This is a genomic window from Hanamia caeni, assembly GCF_003721595.1.
Classification (GTDB): Bacteria; Bacteroidota; Bacteroidia; order Chitinophagales; family Chitinophagaceae; genus Ginsengibacter; species Ginsengibacter caeni.
This window is the reverse complement of record NZ_RJJR01000022.1, coordinates 11,315-34,622: the sequence shown is the minus strand read 5'-3', so window position 1 is coordinate 34,622 and position 23,308 is coordinate 11,315. Positions and strand designations below refer to the sequence as shown.

General features: G+C 40.2%; 17 protein-coding genes. 4 read left to right on the top strand and 13 right to left on the bottom strand.

Annotation, left to right across the window (positions count from 1 at the left end):
- Positions 1-19: 19 nt before the first annotated feature.
- The 4 genes from EFY79_RS19540 to EFY79_RS19525 form a co-directional block, all read right to left on the bottom strand.
- Positions 20-1,342 (bottom strand): TolC family protein, encoded by a 1,323-nt coding sequence (locus tag EFY79_RS19540; RefSeq protein ID WP_123122438.1) that lies wholly within the window; start codon positions 1,340-1,342, stop codon positions 20-22.
- Positions 1,326-4,391: an efflux RND transporter permease subunit gene (locus EFY79_RS19535; RefSeq protein ID WP_123122437.1), complete on the bottom strand. Its 3,066-nt coding sequence runs from the start codon at positions 4,389-4,391 to the stop codon at positions 1,326-1,328. The genes EFY79_RS19540 and EFY79_RS19535 overlap by 17 nt, the downstream gene beginning before the upstream one ends.
- Before the next feature lie 12 nt (positions 4,392-4,403).
- Complete coding sequence (locus EFY79_RS19530) at positions 4,404-5,462, bottom strand: efflux RND transporter periplasmic adaptor subunit (protein ID WP_123122436.1); 1,059 nt, start codon at positions 5,460-5,462, stop codon at positions 4,404-4,406.
- 61 nt (positions 5,463-5,523) lie between these two features.
- On the bottom strand, positions 5,524-6,648 hold the full coding sequence (locus EFY79_RS19525) for a 5-(carboxyamino)imidazole ribonucleotide synthase (RefSeq protein WP_123122435.1): 1,125 nt from the start codon (positions 6,646-6,648) through the stop codon (positions 5,524-5,526).
- 176 nt (positions 6,649-6,824) lie between these two features.
- Between EFY79_RS19525 and EFY79_RS19520 the strand changes: the two genes are divergently transcribed.
- Complete coding sequence (locus tag EFY79_RS19520) at positions 6,825-7,664, top strand: DUF2911 domain-containing protein (RefSeq protein ID WP_158605260.1); 840 nt, start codon at positions 6,825-6,827, stop codon at positions 7,662-7,664.
- Between the two features lie 118 nt (positions 7,665-7,782).
- On the opposite strand, the gene EFY79_RS19515 is transcribed toward EFY79_RS19520, so the two are convergent.
- From EFY79_RS19515 to EFY79_RS19490, 6 genes are all read right to left on the bottom strand, one after another.
- Positions 7,783-8,280 (bottom strand): DinB family protein, encoded by a 498-nt coding sequence (locus EFY79_RS19515; RefSeq protein ID WP_123122433.1) that lies wholly within the window; start codon positions 8,278-8,280, stop codon positions 7,783-7,785.
- A gap of 86 nt (positions 8,281-8,366) precedes the next feature.
- Positions 8,367-10,130 (bottom strand): vWA domain-containing protein, encoded by a 1,764-nt coding sequence (locus EFY79_RS19510; RefSeq protein WP_123122432.1) that lies wholly within the window; start codon positions 10,128-10,130, stop codon positions 8,367-8,369.
- A gap of 65 nt (positions 10,131-10,195) precedes the next feature.
- Positions 10,196-10,729, bottom strand: coding sequence for a hypoxanthine phosphoribosyltransferase (gene hpt, locus EFY79_RS19505; protein ID WP_123122431.1), 534 nt, complete (start codon positions 10,727-10,729; stop codon positions 10,196-10,198).
- 3 nt (positions 10,730-10,732) lie between these two features.
- Positions 10,733-11,899 carry a glucosaminidase domain-containing protein gene (locus EFY79_RS19500; RefSeq protein ID WP_123122430.1) on the bottom strand — a complete coding sequence of 389 codons (1,167 nt, stop codon included), beginning with the start codon at positions 11,897-11,899 and terminating at the stop codon, positions 10,733-10,735.
- 32 nt (positions 11,900-11,931) lie between these two features.
- The gene (locus EFY79_RS19495; protein WP_123122429.1) at positions 11,932-12,576 is read right to left on the bottom strand and encodes an O-methyltransferase; all 645 of its coding nucleotides are present in this window, start codon (positions 12,574-12,576) and stop codon (positions 11,932-11,934) included.
- On the bottom strand, positions 12,569-14,089 hold the full coding sequence (locus EFY79_RS19490) for a sodium:solute symporter (RefSeq protein WP_123122428.1): 1,521 nt from the start codon (positions 14,087-14,089) through the stop codon (positions 12,569-12,571). The genes EFY79_RS19495 and EFY79_RS19490 overlap by 8 nt, the downstream gene beginning before the upstream one ends.
- Positions 14,090-14,378: 289 nt before the next feature.
- Here EFY79_RS19490 and EFY79_RS19485 point away from each other — a divergent pair, with 289 nt between their 5' ends.
- Both EFY79_RS19485 and EFY79_RS19480 read left to right on the top strand, forming a co-directional pair.
- Positions 14,379-15,140 (top strand): SDR family NAD(P)-dependent oxidoreductase, encoded by a 762-nt coding sequence (locus EFY79_RS19485; protein ID WP_123122427.1) that lies wholly within the window; start codon positions 14,379-14,381, stop codon positions 15,138-15,140.
- Positions 15,141-15,169: 29 nt separating this feature from the next.
- Positions 15,170-16,183, top strand: a complete 1,014-nt coding sequence (locus EFY79_RS19480) for a family 43 glycosylhydrolase (protein WP_123122426.1) — start codon at positions 15,170-15,172, stop codon at positions 16,181-16,183.
- Between the two features lie 44 nt (positions 16,184-16,227).
- On the opposite strand, the gene EFY79_RS19475 is transcribed toward EFY79_RS19480, so the two are convergent.
- From EFY79_RS19475 to EFY79_RS19465, 3 genes are all read right to left on the bottom strand, one after another.
- Positions 16,228-16,425, bottom strand: a complete 198-nt coding sequence (locus EFY79_RS19475; RefSeq protein ID WP_123122425.1) for a hypothetical protein — start codon at positions 16,423-16,425, stop codon at positions 16,228-16,230.
- A gap of 12 nt (positions 16,426-16,437) precedes the next feature.
- Entirely contained in the window at positions 16,438-18,099 is a 1,662-nt protein-coding gene (locus tag EFY79_RS19470; protein WP_123122424.1) for a sodium:solute symporter family protein, read from the bottom strand.
- A 104-nt stretch (positions 18,100-18,203) separates the two neighbouring features.
- Entirely contained in the window at positions 18,204-19,223 is a 1,020-nt protein-coding gene (locus EFY79_RS19465) for a LacI family DNA-binding transcriptional regulator (protein WP_199727595.1), read from the bottom strand.
- 722 nt (positions 19,224-19,945) lie between these two features.
- Between EFY79_RS19465 and EFY79_RS19460 the strand changes: the two genes are divergently transcribed.
- On the top strand, positions 19,946-23,308 hold the full coding sequence (locus tag EFY79_RS19460; RefSeq protein WP_199727594.1) for a SusC/RagA family TonB-linked outer membrane protein: 3,363 nt from the start codon (positions 19,946-19,948) through the stop codon (positions 23,306-23,308).

Sequence of the window (23,308 nt, the reverse complement as noted above, 5' to 3'; positions counted from 1 at the left end):
AAGATCTCAAAGTCGTGGCTTACAGGTTGATGATATCGCCGGATAATAAAGCGACAGTTGCTTCAGCCATTTTTGCCTGAAAGAGGGCGCCGTATAAACGATTCCGCGCATCATTATAACTAATCTGGATTTGCCGGAGTTCCACTGATGTGATGTTAAGCCTTTTATATCTTTCAGTTGCTATCATGATATTTTCCCTGGCAAGCACCAGGTTGTTATGTTCAAGCTCGATAGATTTTAATGCATTGTTATAATTTATGTAAGCGTTGTTCAAATTCGTTTGCAAATTATTTCTTATTTGGTCAATTGTGATTTGCTGATTTTTAATTTGGATATCGCTTATCTGTAATTGTTTTTTTACAACGATACCATTAAAAATTGGAACAGAAATTCCAACGGATCCTGAAGGTCCATAAGTTTGATTATAAAGGTTGAAACCTGCGCTACTGCTACTTCTGGCAAAATTATAATAACCATTCAAGTCAACCGAAGGAAGCCGTGCTGAATTGATTTCTTTTTTTTCCTGTTGTAAAATATAAAGCTGGCTGTTTGCTAAAAGCACATCCGGATTTTCTTTTGAAATTTTATCCTGGACATTTGCGTAGGCTGGCAATGGCAAAAGAATGATCGTATCTACTACATTAAAAGAAGTGTCTGGTTTTTTTCCAAGCAGGTTCAACAAAGAGGCTTTTGCGGTAGCAATTGAATTTTGAAGAGACAATAAATTAGAACGTTGCTCATTCAGATCCACCTGCGCCTGCAATACTTCGTACTTAGCACCGGTTCCTATTTCAAACCTGCGTTGCGAAAGAATATAACGGTCGTCGTATAACTCGATTTGCTCAAGTGTAGCCTTTTTTTGTTCATTAAGCGTAACGATATTGTAATAGGAATTAATGACATTATAAACAGTTTCATTCAGATTTTTCCTGAAAGAATATTCGCCATTTCTTTCCAACTCCTCCAATCTTTTTTTGGTAGCGAACATTTTCAATCCATCAAATATTCTCCAGTTAACTGCAAGCCCGGCATTTAAATTTTGGGATGTGTTTCCTTTTTTGGTGGTAACTGTTCCATTGCTGAGCTTCTGATGAAGATTGTTTACACCCATTTGTTTCGTTGCTGTCGCGCTAACAGAAGGCAGGAGGTCTGTGTTTGCCCATGTATTATTTATTGAGCCTATTTCAATTTCATTTTTGCTGATAATAACCCCATAATTATTTTCAATGGCGGTTTTGATAGCTTCCTGTGCCGTCATAAGTGTGTCCTGGGCTCTTACGTCTGAAGCCCGGAAAATTAAAAACCAAAAACAAATAAATAGAAATTTACAAAAGAGCTTCATTCAGCGGTTTGTTTTTTCGTGAAAGATAGGCGTAGATTGAAGGCACAACATACAACGTCAATATCAAAGAAAAAAGGATACCTCCCACAATTACAATTCCGAGCGGAACTCTGCTGGTGGAAGCGTCTCCGATAGAAAGAGCCAACGGTAAAGCGCCTAATGACATTGCAAGGCTTGTCATTAAAATAGGGCGCAAACGCAGATAAGCCGATTCTATTACTGCATCAATTTTTCCCATGCCGGCTTCCCGTTTTTGATTGGCGAATTCCACGATAAGAATCCCGTTTTTTGTCACCAGTCCAATCAACATAATCATTCCGATTTGAGAAAAAATATTGAAGGTCTGGCCAAAAATCCATAAGCTCAGTAATGCGCCAGCCAGAGCAAGTGGCACCGTAATCATGATGATGAAAGGATCGACAAAGCTTTCAAACTGCGCAGCCAATACGAGGTAAATAAGAACTAAAGCGAGCAGAAAAGCAAAAGCTGTATTACCTGAACTTTCTGAATAATCGCGCGAGGTACCGCTTAAGGCTGTAGTAAACGTATCATCCAAAAGTTTTTTTGAAATGCGATCCATTTCTTTTATTCCATCTCCTACTGTCTTTCCCGGCGCAAGCCCCGCTGAAATGGTTGCTGATTTATACCTGTTGAAATGGTATATAGTAGGGGGTGCTGATGCTTCGGATATGGTGACCAGGTTATCAAGACTTATATTTTCTCCGCGGTCATTCCTTACATATATTTTGCTCAGATCATTCGGATCGTCGCGGTCGTTGCGTTCCACCTGTCCCAAAACTTCATATTGCTTTCCTGATCTTAAAAAATATCCGAGCCGCCTGTCGCTGTAGGCAAGTTCCAGCGCCTGGTTGATAGCATCCACGCTAACGCCTAACTCGCTTGCGCGTAGCCGGTCAATATTGATTCTGAGTTCGGGTTTATTAAACTTTAAATCGGCATCTACGCCCTGGAGTATCGGGCTTTTTTTAGCTTCATCTAAAAATTCCGGAAGGATTTTCCGTATTTTATCAAAGTCATTATTTTGGATTACGAATTCAATTGGCTGTCCGCCGTGCCTGCTGGTAGAGATTGTTTGATCCTGGCTTGCAAAGGCCCTTCCCTGGGGAAAATTTTTCAGGTTCTTGTTTACCACATTTACGATATCCTGTTGGGATCTCACGCGGTCTTTCGGATCGACTAAGGTTACATTGAAAAACCCCGAATTCACAGACCCTCCTCCAAACCCCGGCGCCGTGAGGCTAATCATCATTTTCTTTTCAGGGATTGAATCTTCTAAAAAATTATTCAGCGTGTCCATGTACGAATCCATATAATCGTAGGATGTGCCTTCAGGGGCGGTAACGCTAAGCCTGAACTGGCTCCTGTCTTCCATCGGCGCGAGTTCAGAGGGGATTGTCGTAAAAATAAAATAAATGATTGCTACACAAACAGCTATCAGGGCGAGAGCAATCCATTTCACCTTCATAAACGAAGCAAGGCTTTTTTTATAACCATTTTCCATCGCTACAAAGAATGGTTCAGTTTTTCTGTAGAACCAGGAATGACCAATTTTCTTATGGGTTAATTTTACGTTCAGCACTACTGTGAGCGTAAGCGAAACAAATGCAGAAATCAACACCGCACCGGCCACAACGATGCCGAACTCGCGAAATAGCCTGCCCACAAACCCCTGCAAAAAAACAATTGGTAAAAAAACGATGGCAAGTGTGATGGACGTTGAGATAACTGCAAAGTATATTTCCTTAGCGCCCTCTTTTGCTGCTCTGTATTTGTCCATTCCCGCTTCAATCTTTTTAAAGATATTTTCCGTGACGACAATTCCGTCATCAACCACAAGGCCTGTAGCTAATACAATTCCAAGAAGCGTGAGTACATTAATCGTAAAACCAAAAACATACATAATAAAAAATGCGCCAATCAAAGAGACAGGGATGTCGAACAACGGGCGCAAGGCGAGAATCCAATCCCGAAAGAATAAATAAATAATTATAATAACAAGCCCCAATGCAATTAATAATGTTTCCTCAACCTCAGAAATGGATTTTTTGATAAACCTGGTCTGGTCAAAGGCTACATCCATTTTGAGGTCCTGGGGAACTTCTTTTTTAATGTCATTAAGTCTTTTGTAAAATTCATTTGCTATTTCAACATAATTAACCCCTGGCTGGGGAATTATAGCCAGCATTATCATCGGTACGCCGCTTTCTTTCAAGCCGGATTCTTCATTTTCGGGGCCAAGCACTACGTTCGCTACATCTTTTAATTTAATATTTACTCCGCCGATATTTTTTACTATCAGGTTGTTAAATTGTTCTTCTGTATTTAGTTTTCCAAAAGTGCGCACAGCCAGTTCGGTTGTATTTCCGGAAATTTTTCCGGCAGGCAATTCCACACTTTGTGTCATCAGGGCGGCCTGCACATCGGTCATTGAAATGCCATAGGCCTGCATCTTGTCAGGTTGGAACCAAATCCGCATGGCGTAACGTTTTTCTCCCCAAACAGAAATGGAACTAACGCCGGGGATGGTTTGCAAACGCTCAACAATATTGTTTTCTGCGTATTCCGTAACCTCCAGTAAGTTTTTTGTATTGCTTTGAACCGTAACGGCAATTATAGGTTGCGCATTGGCATCGGCTTTGGAAACCACCGGCGGCGCATCTATGTCTTGCGGCAGGTTGCGGGTAGCCTGCGAAACTTTATCGCGCACATCGTTGGCTGCCGTTTCCAGGTCAACGCTTAACTCAAATTCTACATTAATCCTGCTTCTTCCCTGGTTACTGGATGAGCTTATGTTTTTTACGCCCGGAATTCCATTTATGGCCTTTTCCAGCGGCTCCGTTATTTGAGATTCAATAATATCAGAATTGGCGCCGGCATACGATGTGCTCACCGAAATATTTGGCGGGTCAATCGCAGGATAATCCCTTACCCCTAAATATTTGAAACCGATAATCCCAAATAACACAATAGCCAAGTTCAGTACTATGGCAAAAACCGGCCTTCGTAAACTTATTTCGGAAATATTCACTCGTTTGAACTGTTAATTTAAAGATGAAAGTTTAATCCTGCTTCCCGGTTTGATGGAAAGCAATCCGGTTGTAATTACGGTATCGCCAATGGAAAGGCCGCTCAATATTTCCACTTTTGCAGAATCCCGGGTGCCGGTTGTTACAATTTTAAAATCTGCATTGCCGCCATTGTACACAATCACTTTTTTGTCCCTCGCTTCCGGAATAATCGCCTGTGTGGGCACCATTATCGCATCGCTGTTATCACCCATATCAAAAGCCACTTTCGCAAAAGAACCAGCCGTGATATTCTTATCGGTATTTTCCACTACGGCATGCACCTTAAGGCTCCTGTTTTCCTGAGTGATGCCAGATTCCGTAGCGAATATTTTGGCTGCATATTTTTTGGGGACCGCTTCCGTAGTAAAGTAAATTACATTTCCTAACTGAACGTATGGCGTAAATTTTTCAGGAACGCTGAATTCAAGCTTTAATTTTGAATCCTGGCGGATAGTAGTGATAACAGTTGACGGCGTAATGAAAGCGCCTATGCTGATGTTTTTAAAACCAAGCTTTCCGTCAAAAGGAGCCCGGATAATGGTTTTATCAATTGCGGCTTGCATCACCTGTATGTCGGCCTTGATGCTGCTTACATCCAATGCGCTCAAATCATAATCCTGCTGGCTGATGCCTCCGATTTTCAGCAATTCAGACTGACGGTCCTCTGTTTTTTGCGCTACCTGTAATTGTACTTTCAGTTTCTGAAGTTGGGCCTGCAAATCGCCATCAAAAAGCCTGGCTAACAAAGTGCCTTTTTTTACATGAGCGCCTTCGTGGATAGATAAATAAGTTACTTTTCCTGATACTTCCGGATGGATTTCGGTTTCTTCAAAGGGCAATAATGTTCCGGCCACTTCGATACTTGAATGTAATACGGAAGGATGAATAATATAACCTTTCACTTCCAACGCGGGTGGATCGCCAGGTTTAGCGCCACTTTTTGGAGGTTGGATTTTATTGGAATTATCGCCGCATGAAAAAAGAAAAAATATAACTGTTGCTATTAAAAGGCTGCTGTATTTCAATTTCATGTATAAGCTTTATTTTTCACTGAGTTTATATGACGTTAGATTTGTTAAATCCCTTCGTTTTTTATTTTGAAATTACCTTCAAAAGATGCTTCACTTTTCCGGCTACGTGTATCAGTTGCTGCCGCTCATTGCTGAGGATAGTAACGTGCCCCATTTTCCGTCCCGGCCTTGTTTCTTTTTTGCCGTAAATGTGAACAAAGACATTTTCAATTTGTAACGTTTCATTTAAATTCTGATACACTGCCTCGCCTTTATAATTTTCTTCGCCAATTAAATTTACCATGGCAGAACTCATGATGGGCTTGGTTAATCCAAGAGGATAGCCAAGAATTATTCTCCAAAGCATATCAAACTGGGAAGAAAAAGCAGCTTCTATCGTGTGATGCCCGCTGTTGTGAACCCGTGGGGCGGTTTCGTTTACTAAAACTTTATCGTCGATATCCACAAATAATTCAACTGCAAAAATACCCGCACTTTGCAAATTTTTCACCACCGCTAATGCTATTGCTTCTGCCTTCCATAAAGTTTTTTCTCCCAGATGCGCCGGGCAAAGCTGGTATTCAAGTAAATTGAGCGTTTGGTTAAAAATCATTTCCACAGGCGGATATACGGCGGTTTTGCCTTCGTTGTCCATCGCTACGATGATGGAAATTTCTTTTTTAATATTCACCAACTTTTCCAGCACCGCTTCCTCATCAAATCCATTGTTTATATCCTGGCTGGTCTTTAAAAGCTGAACGCCTCTGCCGTCGTAGCCGCCCATAGCCACTTTATGCGCAGCCGGCAAAAAGTCTAAATGCCCTTTTAATTCTTCCTTTTTGGCCGTAACCATAAAAGGAGAGGTTGGTATTTCATTTTCTTTATAAAAATTTTTTTGCTTTATTTTATTTTTAATAATTTCCAATGCATGAGGACGCGGATATACCAAAATCCCCTCAGTTTCCAGCTTTTTTAATGCTTCTACATTTACGGATTCAATTTCGATAGTAATGGCATCCAGGTTTTTACCAAAATTGTAAACGTCATCAAAATTGGTAATATCACCTTTGTTGAAATGCGTACATAGATGAGCAGCAGGGCAGTCGGCATCTTTTTCAAGGACAGAGGTCTCGACAGGATAATTGGCTGCGGCTTGTAATAACATTCTGCCTAACTGGCCACCGCCAAGTATTCCGACTCTTTTCATAAGAAGAAATTTTCTGCAAGATAAATGTTAGAAATTTATTGATGGCGCAATGCAAAATAAATCACTCCGCAAAGGCAGTAAATAAGCAAAAAAGCCGGTTTTTTAATTTTTCATAAATGGTATGTATAAATGAGTTTTTTCATTACAGAATTGGTATGTTTGCGCAAAACGACAATATGAAAAAATCAATAATTATTGCCTTTGCTATGGCGGGATTTTGCCTGTCGGCACAAGCCCAGGTAAACATGCCTGCACCCAGCCCTACACAAACGATTATACAGGATTTTGGCCTGGGGAAAATTACCCTGGTTTATAGCCGTCCCGGCCTCAAAGGCCGCGAAGCTTTTGGCGCTAATTCTGAACTGGCTCCGTTGGAAAAACCATGGAGAACCGGCGCCAACGCCGCTACCAAAATTCATTTCAGTGATAAGGTAAATGTGGGGGGAAGAGATTTTGATTCCGGAACTTACGTTATCTATACTATTCCGCAGGAAGGACAGTGGATGATAGTATTAAGCAAAGGAAATGCTTATCCCGGCGGCGAAGGGTTTAGCGCCAATGACGATCTTATCCGTTACAAATCACCCGTGGTTAAGCATAAGGAAAAGGTAGAAAGCTTTACCATGCAATTCGCTGACTTAAAAAATGAAAGTTGTATTCTTCTGTTCAAATGGGCCAATGTGGAAGTAGGTTTGCCGATTACTACCAATATCAAAGACAGGATTCGTACCCAAATCGAAGCCGCATTGCAGGGAAGCGCGCCTCCGTATTACCAGGCCGCCAACTTTTATGCGGATTATGATCATGATTATAAAAAAGCATTGCAGTATATAAACAAGGCTACTGAGCAAAGCCCAAAGGCGTTTTTTATGTTTTTACAAAAAGCCAGGATTCAAAAAGATTTAGGGGATAAAGCCGGTGCAAAAGCAACTGCTTTAAAAACAATAGAACTGGCCAAAGAGGCCGGCAACGATGACTATGTAAATTTTGGAAACAAGCTTCTGAGCCAGTTGTAATTTTGCGAAAAATAATTGCCTTATTTCTTCATTTACTGATAAGAATCACTGATACAGAAAAAGGCTTTAAGATTGGTTATCCATCTTAAAGCCTTTTTCAATTTATAAAAACGCTGCTTTACATGCCGGGATCATCAGCGCTTGGGCCATAGCTTGCAGGAACAGGAATATCCAGCAGGCGAAGATAAACGCCAAGCTGCGCGCGATGGTGGGTAGTCTGGCTGTAGGCGTGACGTATGGACTCAAATTTAGTCATCGCCTGCAATAGCTGATCGCCATTTTTGATGGTCCATGTTTTTAAAAGATCTTCTTCTTTAATTTCAGCGAGCGCTTTCAGCGCTTTTTCAGTTGAACTGTCCAAAAGCTGAAGCAAATCATTTGTGGAGTTCACTTCTGCGGGTGTCCAGTCGGTAGTGGCAAAATCGATGCCTTCCGTGTTCACTGCCATATCTATCCATGCTGGTAATTCCGCAATGTGCGTACAAAGCTGCTTCATGGACATGCTTTTCTGATGAGGCTTGTAATTAAATTTTTCGGGCTTCACAAGGCTAAGAAATTTCTGCGTAGTCTTAGCTTCATGTTCAAGTTCTTTAATGAGGAAGGGAATTACGTTCATAAAATTGTTTTTATAGAATTATTTTAAAGAAAGAAATCATGCAAAATTTTAACCAAAAAATGAGAAACCAAAAATTAAATTTGAGCTTAATCTTTTTTCCAAAAGCCTTTCTTTTTCTTTTCTGTGTAAATACGTTGTGCCTTTTCAACAGATTCAATAAACTCAGTTTCGAAAAAGTTTTCGGGAGACTGCCCTTCGGTGGCAATTTTCTTTATAAGATTCCAGTCTACGTCGGTGGGAAAATATTTTGATTCTTTCAATTTTAAACCAAACATGGCTACCCCGGTTGCAAATTGCAAATCTTTATTCAATGAATCAAAGGCCACATAATTATCAGGGCAGGGATAGCGGATGATGTTTTCAGTGCTGTCGTCCGGCAGGCGGAAGTGAATTTGAAAATCCGCAATATTTATTGGTTTACTGTGCGTTGAATCAAGCTTTGTTGGTAAAATTTCCAAAATAACCGTGTTGCCGGAACCCGAACCTATTTCACCGCCTTCAAGCTCATAATTTTTTTCGGCGATGGTGCTTTTCTTATTATCGTAGCCGATCAGGCGATATTTGGCAACATAAGCCGGGTCGAACTTCACATTGATATGAACATTGCTGGCAACAGAATACATTGTTTGCGTAAATTCTGTTACCAAAACTTTTTCGGCTTCGCGAATATCATCTATGTAGGCAAAATTGCCATTGCCTTTTTTGGAGAGCACTTCAATTTTTGAATCTTTATAATTTCCCATGCCTACGCCAAGGCAGGTGAGATAAACGCCGGATTGTTTTTCTTTAGAAATAAGGTCTTCCAGGTCGGCCTCATTATTTTGCCCCACATTAAAATCGCCATCTGTTGCCAGAATGATTCGGTTGTTTCCATTTTTTATAAAATTATTTTCGGCCAGCTTATAAGCAAGCCTGATGGCTGCTTCGCCGGGCGTGTCACCGGATGCATTTAAGGCTTCAATGGCTTTTGTAATAATTTTTTTATGTCCGCCGCTCGTTGGCTGAAGCCATACGCCTACGGTTCCTCCATAAGTTACGATGGATACTGTATCCTGTTTCCTCAGGTTTTTTACCAGCAATTGAAATGCTTGTTTCAGTAATGGCAACCTGTTTGGCAGATCCATGCTTCCGGAAACGTCAATTAAAAACACCAGATTGGAGGGAGGAACATGATCCAGGTTCAATTTTTTAGCAGAAAGATTCAGATAGAGCAGCCGGTACTGGCTGTTCCATGGGCAATCCGAAATGTGCGTTTCAATATTAAAAATTTTATTTCCCGGTGGTTCCTGGTAATTAAAATTAAAATAATTAAGCATTTCATCAATCCTTACCGCATCTATCGGAACCTGCGTGCCCTGGTTAATAAAGCGCCTGACGTTGCTGTAAGAAGCTTTATCAATCCGCATCGAAAATTCGGTTTGCGTTTTATTGGTTGCAGTTACAAAATCATTTTCAGCAAGGCTGCTATAGCTTTCATTTTCATAATACGATATAGGAAAAATATTTCCATTACTGCCCGTAGTGAGGGATACGAGCTTATTCTTATTTAACTGCGAGCCTATCGGAATAATTTTAAGAACGATATGCTGGTATTCACTGGCATTGATTCTCATATTCTGAGTTATATAGCCATCAAGGCTAAAAATTAGTGAATCTTTTGCCTGTCTTACGGGAATACCAAAACCACCCGAAACGCCACTTGAATAAAGAGAAGAAGTTTCCGGCATAAAAATTTTTACATTTTGCAACGGATTGCCTTGTTCATCACGCACCTCGCCCCTTATATAATATTGGGCAACCGTTTGATGTACGACAAGCAGCGCAGCAAATATGGTAAACAGCTTTTTCATGAAGTCTTGAAATCAGAAAGATAAACCCTTTTCCTAATTAAAGGAATCAAATTTTGGCCTGCAAATTAAACCAATTGATAAATTTCCTTTATATTTCTTCCCAGGCCGTCGTAATCCAGGCCAAATCCCAAAACGAATTTGTCAGGAATGGTGAATCCCAGGTAATCAATTTTAATCTCGTGCACTGTTGCTGAAGGTTTGTGAAGCAACGCAGCAATTTTTAATGAGGCCGGATGCTGATGTTCCAGCGTAGGAAGAAATTGCGATAAAGTTTTACCTGTATCCACAATATCTTCAAGAATAATTACGTCGCGATTGTAAATTTCTGCATCAAGCCCAATTGCTGTGATTACTTTGCCTGTAGATTTTACGCCTTTATAAGAGGCGAGCTTTATAAAACAAATTTCTGCCTCCACATTTATTTTTTTAAAAAGATCGGCGGCAAAAATGAATGCTCCATTCAGGATAGCGATGAATAAAGGTTTTTTGGCTTGATAATCATTATTTATTTCTGAAGCAACACGTGATATTTCTTTTTCAATTTCTGAAGCGCTGATATACGGTATAAATTCCTTGTCATGAAATTTTAAATTCGGCATAAATTATTTTGAGATGATGAGCTGTTGTCCGATTTGAAGATTATCGCTGGTGAGGTTATTCCATTTTTTTATATCATCAACTGTAACGCCATATTTTTTTGAAATGCCATACAGGCTTTCCTTTGGTTGCACGGTGTAGGTAATTTTTTTTGCCGGTGAAGATAGCTGCTCTTCATTTTTCACCTGGGTTACTTTTGGCGGCACGTTCGCGGCTGCTAATTGATTTAATGCCGGCGGCCTCAAATATATTTTCGTTCCTTCTACCAGATAATCACCGGTAGAAATGGTATTGTAACTATACAAATATTGAAGCATCACTCCATACTTCTGTGAAATATCATACAAAGTTTCATTTTGCTGCGCAATGCAAAAATCCTGTCTTCCTTCCTTTTGCTTTTTTTCCAGGAAAACGTACTGATCTTTCTGTAAAAGGCCATCATTACTTAAATCATTAACAGATAAAAGTTTTTCGAGGTTGATGTTGTGTTCGGTGGCAATAGCAAGCAGCGAAGTGCCTTTAGAAGCAAGCAGCGCCTTACATCCATTGATTTTAACGCTAATTGGTTGGCCGGGCATTGCATCCGTTTTTTCAATGTCGGGCGGCATTATATTTTTTGTTTGGACTGTATAAGGCGTGTTCTCAAAACGAGGAATGCCATCAAGCCCTTCCAAAGTATATTGTTCAAGATTGTAGGTTTCAATGTTTTTGATTAAAATATCGGGGTATCGCGGGTTGGTGGCATATCCCGCCTTTCTTAATCCATAAGCCCAATCTTTATAATCAGTAGGGTCAATGTCAAATAAAAATGCATAGCGGCTGCTGTTTTTAAGGAAATCAGAATGGTCGCGGTAGGAATCTTCTGCGCAACTATATTTTCGGAAACATTCCCCTGGGGCATCGTCATCATGGCTAACGGTTTCTGCCGTCCAATTGCTTTTGCATTTGATGCCGAAATGATTATTGGATTTTAGTAAAAGTTCGCTGTTGCCATTTTCAGTTTCGAGTAATCCCTGCGCAAGCGTAATGGCGGCAGGCACACCGGATCTTTTCATTTCTTCAATCGCCAGGTCTTTATATTTCTGCACATACTCTTGTGCGCTCATATTTTGAGCCGTGGTTTTGTAAACAAATCCCAATGAAAAAATAATAATGACGAGCGTTATTTTCATCAGTAAATAAACAAATATTGAACTTTTTAATTCTATTTTTTAATTATCATCATGAGGCCGTCCCTCAGCGTGATGAGAACCTGCTGCACCCTGTCATCTTTTGCCACATGTTCATTAAAAGCATTTATTGCTATCGCATTTTTTCCTTTAATTTTTTCATTGAGCACTTCTCCATGAAATAAAACATTGTCTGCAAGAATTACTGCGCCTTTTTTTAAATGTGGCACCACTAATTCGTAATAATTGGTATAGTTTACCTTGTCAGCGTCAATAAACACCAAATCCCAGGCAACATCCAGTGTAGGAATAATTTCCAACGCATTTCCACGGTGTAAAATTATCTGATCGTTATGTAAAGATTTCCTAAAATAATTTTGAGCGATGTCTGCATCTTCGTCTCTTAATTCCAGGGTGTGCAGCTCTCCGCCGGGTTGTAATCCTTTTGCAAGGCACAAAGCGCTGTATCCCACAAAAGTTCCCACTTCAAGAATGTATTTTGGCTTTATAATTTTGCTCAGCATTTCCAATAATTTTCCCTGCAGTGGTCCGCTGAGCATATTGGAATGCGGATGATGATTTAGTGTGAAGTCTTCTATTTCTTTCAGCAAATCATCTGTGGGTTCTGAAAAAGAAGCAGCGTAATCAGTTACTTTGTTATCACTTAAAGCGTCAGGCATAAGATAAATTTAATTCGTCTGTAGTTTTTCTTTTAGAAAAAATCCATAATCCTATAAAGGTAAGAAGCCCGTTTACAATTATCAATTCTTCCGCAAATACGTAACCATTCAACAACACTTTGGAATATTTATCAATAAAGAAACATAGTATCGGCGCAATGATTACAATATATGGCGTGGCATAATCTAATACTTTTCTTTTTTTGGCAAATAATGAAAAAGCAAATAATCCAATCAACGGACCATAAGTGAAAGTGGCTACTTTAAAAATAGCCGTGACTACAGATGCATCATTTACCGCATTGAACAAAAGCACTACCAATAGAATGATAATAGAAAATGCTACGTGCACATAGGTTCTTTTTCGCACCATTTCTTTCTCAGGAATATTTTTTCTTTTATCAAAATTTAAGAAATCAATACAGAAAGAAGTGGTCAAAGCTGTGAGCCCTGAGTCAGTGGTAGCAAAGGTGGCAGCCGTTAAACCTAGCATAAACACGATGGCGGGAACGCCTTTAAAATGATTCAATGCAATTTCCGGAAAGAGGTAATCGGTTCTTGGCAAGCCGGTAGCCGCATCAACCGGAATTGCGATGCCTTCACGATTAGCATATATATACAACAACGCGCCGACACTTAAAAAGAATAAATTAATGATGACAAAAATGAAAGTGAAGCTCATCATATTTTTTTGTGCATCTTTAATGTTTTTGCAACTTAGATTTTTTTGCATCAAATCCTGGTCGAGGCCAAACATCCCAATCGTTACGAAGACTCCACCGATGAACTGCTTGCTGAAATGAAATTTATTAGCCACAAAATCATCAGTGAAAAACATCTTTGAATAATGGCTGTCTTTGATAGCGGTAAAAGCCTGGCCGATGTTCATGTCGAGGCTGCTGCAAATAAAATAAATGGATAAAAATACCGACGCAACAAGAAAAACGGTTTGCAGCGTGTCAGTAATGATGATTGTTTTTAGCCCACCCCTGAAAGTATAACCCCAGATCAGCAATAAACAAATAACAATAGTGAGCCAAAACGGAACACCCATTTCATCAAAAATAAAACGTTGCAATACTATGGCTACCAAATACAACCTGAACGCCGAACCAATCACTCTTGATATTAAAAAAATGGCCGCCGCTGTTTTATGGCTCACCTTGCCGAGCGTTCTTTCTATCACTTCATAAATAGAAATAAGATGCATCCGGTAATACAACGGCAACAAAATAAATGCGACCAGAAAATATCCCACCGCATTGCCCAGCACAAATTGAAAATACCTGAATTGTGAACCCGCCAGGTTGCCTACTTCGCCGGGCACTGAAATAAAAGTGACGCCACTCAGCGCGGTTCCTATCATCCCGAAAGCCACGAGGTACCATTTTGAAGAACGGTTTGCGATAAAAAAAGTGGCGTTGTCACTCGATTTTCTGGAAGTGAGATAGGAAATAAGTATCAGTATCAAAAAATAACCAATGATAAATGACAGCAACACGGATGGAGACATAACGGGGCGTTAGGAAGATTAAAAATGATTTTGGGATTCTATTTTTTAAATTTGAATTTTTCCGAAAATAAATAAAATTATGTCAATTAGGTAGTTACTTATTTTTGTGACTCTCCTGCAAGGTTAAATTAGTTTTTGCAAAATTGAAAAGCCATCGCGCGCTAAATGAACCTGGTTAACAGCAGGCAGGCTTTTAGACAGGATTTTTATTTTGCGGGTTAGCTAACGGTAATGGCTATACGAATTTAATAAAATGAAATTTTAAATAGATTATAAAACCCCACACATCATGAAGCGTATTATTTTTGTTACAGGAGCTACTTCAGGTATCGGAAAGGCCTGTGCAGAGCGTTTTGCAGCCAATGGAGATAAATTAATTATTAGTGGAAGAAGAAAAGAAAGGCTCGAAATGTTGAAAGAAGAATTAGAGATGAAGTATGGTTCAGAAGTATGGTGCGCGCCGTTTGACGTACAAAACAGGAAAGAAGTTTTTGAAAGTATAAATTCATTGGCAGAGGAATGGAAGGAAATAGATGTGCTTGTCAACAATGCAGGTTTGGCGCTGGGAAAAGATTATTTTGATGAGGCAGAAATTGCAGATTGGGAAACGATGGTGCACACAAATATTCTCGGTGTGCTTTATGTAAGTCGCGCTGTTCTTCCATTTATGATTAAAAGAAAAAGAGGCCACATTATTAATATAGGTTCCGTAGCAGGTAATGAAATGTATGAGAAAGGCAATGTGTATTGCGCCACCAAAAGCGCGGTGGAAGCCATTAGCCACACGATGCGTATTGACTTGTTGCGACATCACATCAAGGTTACTAATGTAAAGCCGGGAGCGGTTGAAACTGAATTTTCAGTGGTCAGATTCAAGGGCGATGAGGCAAAGGCAGCCAGCGTATATGAAGGATTTGTTCCATTGACAGGAGAAGATATTGCCAATACTGTTTTTTATTGCGCATCTCTTCCGCCCAATGTGTGCATTAATGATCTTACCGTCACGCCTCTGTTGCAGGCTGATGGCATTTATATTCATAAAGAAGAATAGACCTTGTCTTTTAAAAATTTTGAATCGGTATGAATAGAAAATATTTTCTAAATAACCAAATACGGATCGTGGCGATGCTGGTATGCACTATGCTTACGTTTAGTTTGCATTCAGTGGCACAGCAAAGCGGGCGTTATAATTCATTCAGGCCAGGCCAGGATTGGATTGCAGATGACGGAAAGCCGATTGACTGCCATGGCGGAAATATTATTTATGTCGATTCTTTGAAAACGTTTTTTTGGTATGGTGAGCATTATGGAACACCGCGTGGCGTGGCCTGTTATTCTTCAACTGACTTGTACAACTGGAAAAATGAAGGCATCGCGATGGAAAGAGGAAATATCGAGATTCTGGAAAGGCCTAAAGTGATTTACGATAAAGTAAACAAGAGGTACGTGATGTGGTTTCATTACGATGGCAACCGTTATTCAATAGCGGAACTGGGTGTTGCAGTCAGCAATAAACCCACAGGGCCATTTATTCTTCAAAAACATTTCAGGCCTCACGGGCATGAATCACGGGACATAGGCCTTTATCTCGACCCGGAAACAGACAAAGCCTATATCGGTTTTGCCGCTGACCATGTGAACCGCACTATCAGGATGGTAGAGCTCACAAGCGATTATCTTGATGTGAGCGAGAACGATGTAGACATTGAAGCGCATTGTGAGGGGCCGGGAATTTTAAAAAAAGACGGGAAGTATTATTTGCTTACCAGCGGCTGCACAGGATGGACACCGAACCCCGGACATTATTACACTTCCTCATCTATAACCGGTCCTTATCAACTTCAGGGGCCGCCGTTTATTGGAGATGCGGGAGATAATTCATTCAACTCGCAGCCATGCTATATTTTTAAAATTCCCGGATATAAAAATGCTTATTTGTATATGGGCGACAGGTGGAACGGATTCGGCGGCACTCATTCACAATATGTTTTTTTACCGATCACTATCACGGCTTCCGGAAAAATGGAATTGCATTTTTATCGTGAATGGGACCTCACCCTTTTTACTTCGGAGAAGAAACAATTGAAGAGATAAATATTATTTTGTTTTCAGAACCGATTCTAATTCAAACAAAAATTTTAATCCCGTAAAGGCACATCATTTTTCCTGTTGAAAAATGCCATCAGAAAACCAAAAACGAGGAAAGAGAATCCCGTATAATAATCCAAAGTATTATCCAAAGCATCAGATAATAAGCCACCAATAAGAAGTATCAATGAAATGATGATAAAGAAAGTTCCTATTACAAATCCAAGATTATTTAATTTTTTGTACATACATTTTTGGATTTAAAAGAAAATGATATTAAGAATAATTGTAACTGCGAGTAATATTAATCCGAGCGGCACTACTCTAAGATACCATTTATCCTGGTGATACGAGGGTTTTTCGGTTAAAGAATATACCAGCCCGACCAATTCACTGTCCGGTTTAGGTTTGGTAAATAAGCTAACCACGATGGTGGTTACAAAATTTACAATCCACGAAAACGAGGCTACGATAAAAGCCTGGCCCATGCCGCTTTGAATTTCATAAAGCGGGTAAATCCATCCACCTTTTCCTTCTGCAAGTGTAAGCCCATGCGTAACTGCCGCTGCAATTGTTCCTGCAAGCAATCCAAAAAAAGCGCCATTGGAGGTTGTTCTTTTCCAAAACATCCCCAAAAGAAAAGTAGCGAAGAGCGGCCCATTTACGAAACTAAATACCAGTTGAAGAAAATCATTGATGTTGTTAAAGCTCTTGGCGATGTAAGCGGTTACGATTGATAAAAGTATTCCTGCAACAGTTACTATTTTTCCTACAACCAGGTAATGCCTGTCTGATTTATGCTTTACAAAATACGACTGGTAAATATCGAAAGTAAATACTGAATTGAAGGCGGTAACGTTCCCCGCCATTCCACTCATGAAAGACGCTATCAGCGCCGTGATGCCAACTCCCAGAACTCCTGTAGGGTAATAGTGCGAAATCAGCGAAGGCAATGCCATCGTATAATCAATTCCTCCTTTTCCATCGGAGGGCATACTAAAACCTTTGGAAGCCAATGCGGGCTGCAGCAATGCAATTGCAATCACTCCCGGCAATACTACAATCAGCGGCATAAACATTTTTGGAATGGCGGCAATGATCGGCGTGCGCTGGGCAGAATTCATATTTTTAGCCATCATGGCTCTTTGCACCACTAAGAAATCCGTACACCAATATCCGAACGACATTACAAAGCCCAATCCGAAAATCAGCGACATAAAATTAATTCCCATAGGATTGGTATCTGCGCTACCCATATATTTCCAGGCATGGGTTAATTCAGGCTGCAACACCTCTTTTATATTGGCCCAGCCGCCGGCATCATGCAACGCCACTACTACGAGCGGCGATAATCCAAGAACGATTAAAAAAAACTGGAGCACTTCATTATAAACCGCACTGGTAAGGCCACCCAGAAAAGTATAAATCATTACAATGCCGGCGGCCAGCCAGATAGATACATCGAAATCCCAATGCAAAATCACCTCAAGCAATTTTGCCAAAGCATATAAAGAAATGCCTGAAGAAAATATGGTCATCACCGCAAAGGAAATTGCATTTAATCCCCTTGTTTTTTCGTCAAAGCGGAGCTTTAAAAATTCCGGCACACTGCGCGCGCGGCTTCCGTAATAAAATGGCATCATAAAAACACCAAGGAATACCATCGCAAAGATGGCGCCCACCCAGTAAAAATGAACCGTCATTATTCCATACTTAGCTCCTGAAGCTACCATGCCCAAAACTTCCTGTGCGCCAAGATTGGCCGAAATGAAAGCAAGGCTGGTAATCCACAATGGGATATTTCTGCCGCTCGTTAAAAAATCATTGCTGGTTTTTATTTTTTTCTTGATAATAAATCCAACGCCAATTACGAAAAGAAAATACACGATAATTATCAGGTAATCTGCAAGGTGAAGTCTCATATCAAATTGAATAAGGAAAGTCTGAAAAGGCCGCAATATATTATTTATTCAAAAACTATTAGGCTTTTTGAAAATATCTTTCTGAACTTATTTATTGCAAACCATCAGGCATGGTGCGATGAAGAGTCTCTTTCGATAAGTATAGAAGGTAATATTATAGTCTCTTCATCAACATCCGCTGACCTTTTTTTCATTTGTTTAAAAAGCAATTCAGCAGCAGCGCTTCCTATTTCAAATGCAGGTTGCGTAATGGTGGTGAGCGATGGATTCAATATGGATGCTGTTTCGATTGCGGAAAAAGCCACCACTTTTAACTGGCCTGGTATTGAAATTCCCATTTCTTTGCAAACTAAATATACGGCCATAGCGATGCGTTCAACGGAAGCAATAATGCCATCAGGCCTGTTTTTACTGCGAAGCAATTTTCTTATTTTGTTTTGCAGTTCCTGGTTGTTTTCTGCCTCCATTACCACAATGTCTGAATGAGTGCGCATCTTTAATCCTGTGGCAGCGGCTTTAAATCCTTCCGCTCTTTTTCTGCAAATACTCAGGCATGAGGAGATTGAAAGAAAAGCAATTTTTGTACAGCCATTTTTGAATAAGTGCTTTGCCGCCCGGTTTCCACTGTCAAAATCATTTGTAACCACCTTTGAGCCGGGAAAACCTTCAAACTCGCGGTCGAAAAATACGATAGGAATATTTTTCTGCTGAAGTTTCAAAAGATGATCGGCATTGGAAGTTTCGCTTGTTACGGAAATAAGCACGCCATCTACCCTGCCACTTTTGCAATCCTCAATGATGGCCATTTCATTTGAAAATTTTTCATGGGAAAGATAGATGAGAACGTGATAGCCATTTTGTTCTGCTATGGCCTGGATTCCGTTGATGGCTAATGAAAAAAAATGATCAGCTACTTCAGGAAGAATTGCCGCAATAGTTTTACTTTTCTTATTCCTTAAGCTGCTTGCGTAGGGATTGATGGTATAATTGAGGCGCGACGCACCTTCCAGCACTTTTTTTTTCGTTTGTTCACTTATTTCATGACTGTCATTCAGCGCTTTTGAAACGGTTGCAACAGAAACTTTCAATTCCTTTGCAAGCTGCCTCATATTTATTTTGTTCATTTGGATAGATTGTGTTGAACGCAACGAATAACTTTCTGATAACTCTAAGAAATATTTTAGCCGATAAACATAGCAAATCAATAAATAATAGCAATTTTTATTTTATTCAATTTACTGAATCTTGTTGGTTTCTCAAAGCGGTTTCGTGAACAAAGAAATATACCACGTGCCTTTCGCTGAAGAAGAAAGTTAGTCTTAGCATTTACAAAAAGAAGAATGTTGGGCTGGACTTATTATAGCGCACATTTCAGCACGCAAATCAAATTTTGATAGTAAAGCTACAAAAAATCCTTTTTTATTTTTCTGCGTAATATTACACTAAACAATAATTTCCGAAACCGGTTTCGTAAATAAAAGAAATATTTCGAAATTGTTTCGTGAAAAAAATAGAAATTAGCATCGTGAATGCGCAAAGAAAACGCAAGGCTTGATGGCTACCCAAACCACTATTTTATTTTGGTCTGAAAAAGAACAGAAAAAATGTGAAAAAATTTCACATCAGAGAATTATGTGTTTCGGAATTGAATGCTTTGGGATAGAGTTTGCAGTTACCGTTCTTTACAGGATTTGTTTAGATGTGATTTCATCATTTCTTAATAATGCAATAATAATTGGGTAATAATGCATTTCTAATCTTGCACCGCATCAGAATTATGGCATTGGTTTAAATGCCTGGTAATATGAATTTATAACCTTTATCTAAATATTTTAAAAACGAGAGAATGAGAAAAAATTTACAATTCCCGAAAAAACATCCGGGCGAATTGCTGCAACAGAAGATGCGTTGCGCAGCGATTACCGGTCTTCTGGCGTTTGCGGGTTCTGCATCATTGTATGCGGGTATAAAACCTGCAAATTTGTTGGTGAACCCCATAACAAAGACGGCGGTAAGCCATTCAAACTCCGATGCTCTCAAGAGCATTTCTGCTTCAGTTTTCAAATTCGATCACGAAATAAACGGTATTGTTACTGATCAAAATGGGAACCCGTTGCAAGGGGTATCGGTGCAGGTGAAAGGCACGAATAAGGGCGTAATAACCACAGCTACTGGAAGGTTTTCATTAAGTGTGCCTGAAAATGCAACGCTTACTGTTTCCTCAGTTGGGTACGAGACCAAAGAGGTGAAAGTGGGCAGCAGCACCACTATTACTATCGAACTTAAAGTAGCGGCATCAGATCTGAACGAAGTAGTGGTGGTAGGGTATGGCACACAGAAAAAAGCAAATTTAACCGGAGCGGTGAGCCAGGTAAGCAGTGAGGTGCTTGATAACCGGTCATTGCCAAACCTTACGCAAGGATTGCAGGGGCAAATTCCCAACTTAAATATTACGATGCTCGATGGAAAACCTACGCAATCACCATCATATAATGTAAGGGGCACTACTTCAATAGGGCAGGGTGGCAGTGCTTTGGTGTTGATAGATGGCGTGGAAGGCGATCCCAGCTTAATCAATCCCAACGATGTTGCAAGTGTTACTGTTTTGAAAGATGCTGCATCATCGGCAATTTACGGAGCGCGGGCCGCCTTTGGCGTTGTTCTTATTACTACTAAAAGCGCTAAAAAAGGAAAAACTGCTATTGCTTATTCATCTAATTATTCATTTAAAAGCCCGACAGCCATCCCTGATGAGGTAAACAACGGATATGAATATGCAAAAATGTTTAGCGAAGCTTATTCCGCTGGTTCAAATTATACCCAGCTTCCGAAAAATATAAATAAAACTCAAAAATTTTCACAGGAATATCTTGATGCTTTTCAAAAGCATAATGAAGATCCCAGTCTTCCAAAAACGGAAATAAACGACCAGGGCGAATATGTCTATTATGCCAATACAGACTGGTATAAGCTATTGTATAAAGACCATAATTTTGCTACTGACCAAAATCTGTCCGTATCGGGCAGTAGTGATAAAGCGAGTTTTTACATCACCGGTCGGCTTTTTAACCAATCAGGGATTTTCAGGTACAATTCAGATGATTACAATACTTATAATTTCAGGGCGAAAGGCTCTGTCCAGGTTTTTAAATGGCTTGAAATTAATAACAATACTTCCTATGCAAATGTAAAATATCACAACCCGCTCAATGTGGGCGAAGGCGGCGGCATATGGCGAAATATGTCAGATGAAGCGCACACTTCTGCGCCTTTGCTTAACCCTGATGGCACACTTACATATTCAGCCGCCTATACAGTTGGGGATATGTATTACGGTAAAAACGGAATAGACATGGTTACGAATGAAGTGCGGAATACGACAGGATTTGTGGCCAAATTGTTTCATGACAAAGTAAAAATCAATGGTGATTTCACTTATCAGAATACCAATTTTAACCGTCAGCAAAAAAGAGTGCCGGTTCCATACAGCACTAAACCTGGTATTATAAATTATGTGGGTTTAAATACAAACGATTTGCAGGAACGATACGACAAAACAAGCTATATCGCGGCAAACTTGTATGGCCAATATGAAAACACTTTCAATAATGTTCATCATTTTAAAGCCCTGTTAGGTTACAATTTTGAACAGTCTATTTTTAAAAGAATCCAGGAGCAACGGAACGGGCTCATTTTTCCTGACGCGCAGGATATCAGCCTTGCTCTCGGACAATCCATTACTACCAACGGAGGATGGGAGCAATGGGATATTTTAGGAGGATTTTTCAGATTCAACTATGATTATAAAAGCCGCTATTTGCTGGAAGTAAACGGAAGGTATGATGGATCATCCAAGTTCCCTGCTGATCAGCAATTTGGTTTTTTCCCATCTGTATCTGCCGGATGGAGGTTGTCGCAGGAACCTTTTTGGCATGTGCCGGAAAAAGCAATTTCAGATGTAAAGGTCAGGGCATCTTATGGTTCTCTTGGAAATGGAAATATTGCTTCTTATCAATTCCTGGAACAGTTGAATATTTCCCAATCTTCAAGGGTTTTAAATGGCCAAAGGCCACAAGTCACCAGCAGGCCAGGCGTAATCCCGAGTGGCCTTACCTGGGAAACTTCTACCACAAAAGATTTGGGATTAGATGCAAGTTTTCTTAATTACCGTCTTTCATTTACCGGTGATGTATACGTAAGAAAAACTACCAACATGTTTACAGTAGGGCCTACACTGCCTGATGTATTCGGAGCGGCCGTACCAAAAGGAAATTTTGCAGATTTGAAAACCACAGGCTGGGAAGTAACGGCATCATGGCAGGATCAATTCAATGCCGGTTCCAAACCGTTTCATTATGGCATTACGCTGAATGCTGCGCATTACGAAGCGATAATTACCAAATTTAATAATCCGAACAGAAATCTGACCGACTATTATGTGGGACAGAAAGTAGGTGAGCTTTGGGGATATGTGACAGACGGTTACTGGACTGCCGCAGATGTGGATCAGGCACAGGCAATGAACGCCAATGTGAGCAATAACTCTTCAGTATGGCTTCCGGGTGATATAAAATATAAAGACCTGGATAAAAATGGCGTAATCAGCAGGGGAAATGCCACAGTTGACAATCCCGGCGACCTGGTACGTATCGGAAATACCACCCCGCGTTACACTTACGGGTTTGGCCTCAACGCAGACTGGAACAATTTCTTTTTTGCTGCTTTTTTCCAGGGAACAGGCAGACAAGATTGGTATCCCAGCAGCGATGCTGATGCATTTTGGGGGCAATATAACAGGCCATATAATGCAGCTTTGAAATCCCAGTTAGGGAAAATCTGGTCAGAAGATAACCCCAATGCTTACTGGCCGCGGTACAGAGGCTATGTGGCCTTATCCGGCCAGCGCGAATTGAGCGTGCTTCAAACAAAGTATCTTCAAAATGCAGCCTATCTCAGGTTAAAAAATATACAGTTGGGTTATAATCTTCCCTTGAGCCTCGTCTCTAAACTGAAAATGACCAATGCACGGGTATATGTTTCCGGAGAAAATTTGTGGATTACATCGCCCATGTTTAAAATTACCGATCATAATATTGATCCGGAAAGCATCCACGGTTCCGATCGTGATCTCACTTCCGGAGGTAATGGAGATGGCCAAAATTACCCGATACTTAAGAGCGTTACGCTCGGCCTGAATATTACTTTTTAA

Coding starts and splice junctions, on each gene's coding strand:
- EFY79_RS19460 (WP_199727594.1), top strand. CDS start 19,946: ATGAGAAAAAATTTACAATTCCCGAAAAAACATCCGGGCGAATTGCTG.
- EFY79_RS19480 (WP_123122426.1), top strand. CDS start 15,170: ATGAATAGAAAATATTTTCTAAATAACCAAATACGGATCGTGGCGATG.
- EFY79_RS19470 (WP_123122424.1), bottom strand. CDS start 18,099: ATGAGACTTCACCTTGCAGATTACCTGATAATTATCGTGTATTTTCTT.
- EFY79_RS19510 (WP_123122432.1), bottom strand. CDS start 10,130: ATGAAAAAGCTGTTTACCATATTTGCTGCGCTGCTTGTCGTACATCAA.
- EFY79_RS19495 (WP_123122429.1), bottom strand. CDS start 12,576: ATGCCTGACGCTTTAAGTGATAACAAAGTAACTGATTACGCTGCTTCT.
- EFY79_RS19500 (WP_123122430.1), bottom strand. CDS start 11,899: ATGAAAATAACGCTCGTCATTATTATTTTTTCATTGGGATTTGTTTAC.
- EFY79_RS19525 (WP_123122435.1), bottom strand. CDS start 6,648: ATGAAAAGAGTCGGAATACTTGGCGGTGGCCAGTTAGGCAGAATGTTA.
- EFY79_RS19465 (WP_199727595.1), bottom strand. CDS start 19,223: ATGAACAAAATAAATATGAGGCAGCTTGCAAAGGAATTGAAAGTTTCT.
- EFY79_RS19485 (WP_123122427.1), top strand. CDS start 14,379: ATGAAGCGTATTATTTTTGTTACAGGAGCTACTTCAGGTATCGGAAAG.
- EFY79_RS19530 (WP_123122436.1), bottom strand. CDS start 5,462: ATGAAATTGAAATACAGCAGCCTTTTAATAGCAACAGTTATATTTTTT.
- EFY79_RS19540 (WP_123122438.1), bottom strand. CDS start 1,342: ATGAAGCTCTTTTGTAAATTTCTATTTATTTGTTTTTGGTTTTTAATT.
- hpt (WP_123122431.1), bottom strand. CDS start 10,729: ATGCCGAATTTAAAATTTCATGACAAGGAATTTATACCGTATATCAGC.
- EFY79_RS19475 (WP_123122425.1), bottom strand. CDS start 16,425: ATGTACAAAAAATTAAATAATCTTGGATTTGTAATAGGAACTTTCTTT.
- EFY79_RS19490 (WP_123122428.1), bottom strand. CDS start 14,089: ATGTCTCCATCCGTGTTGCTGTCATTTATCATTGGTTATTTTTTGATA.
- EFY79_RS19520 (WP_158605260.1), top strand. CDS start 6,825: ATGAAAAAATCAATAATTATTGCCTTTGCTATGGCGGGATTTTGCCTG.
- EFY79_RS19515 (WP_123122433.1), bottom strand. CDS start 8,280: ATGAACGTAATTCCCTTCCTCATTAAAGAACTTGAACATGAAGCTAAG.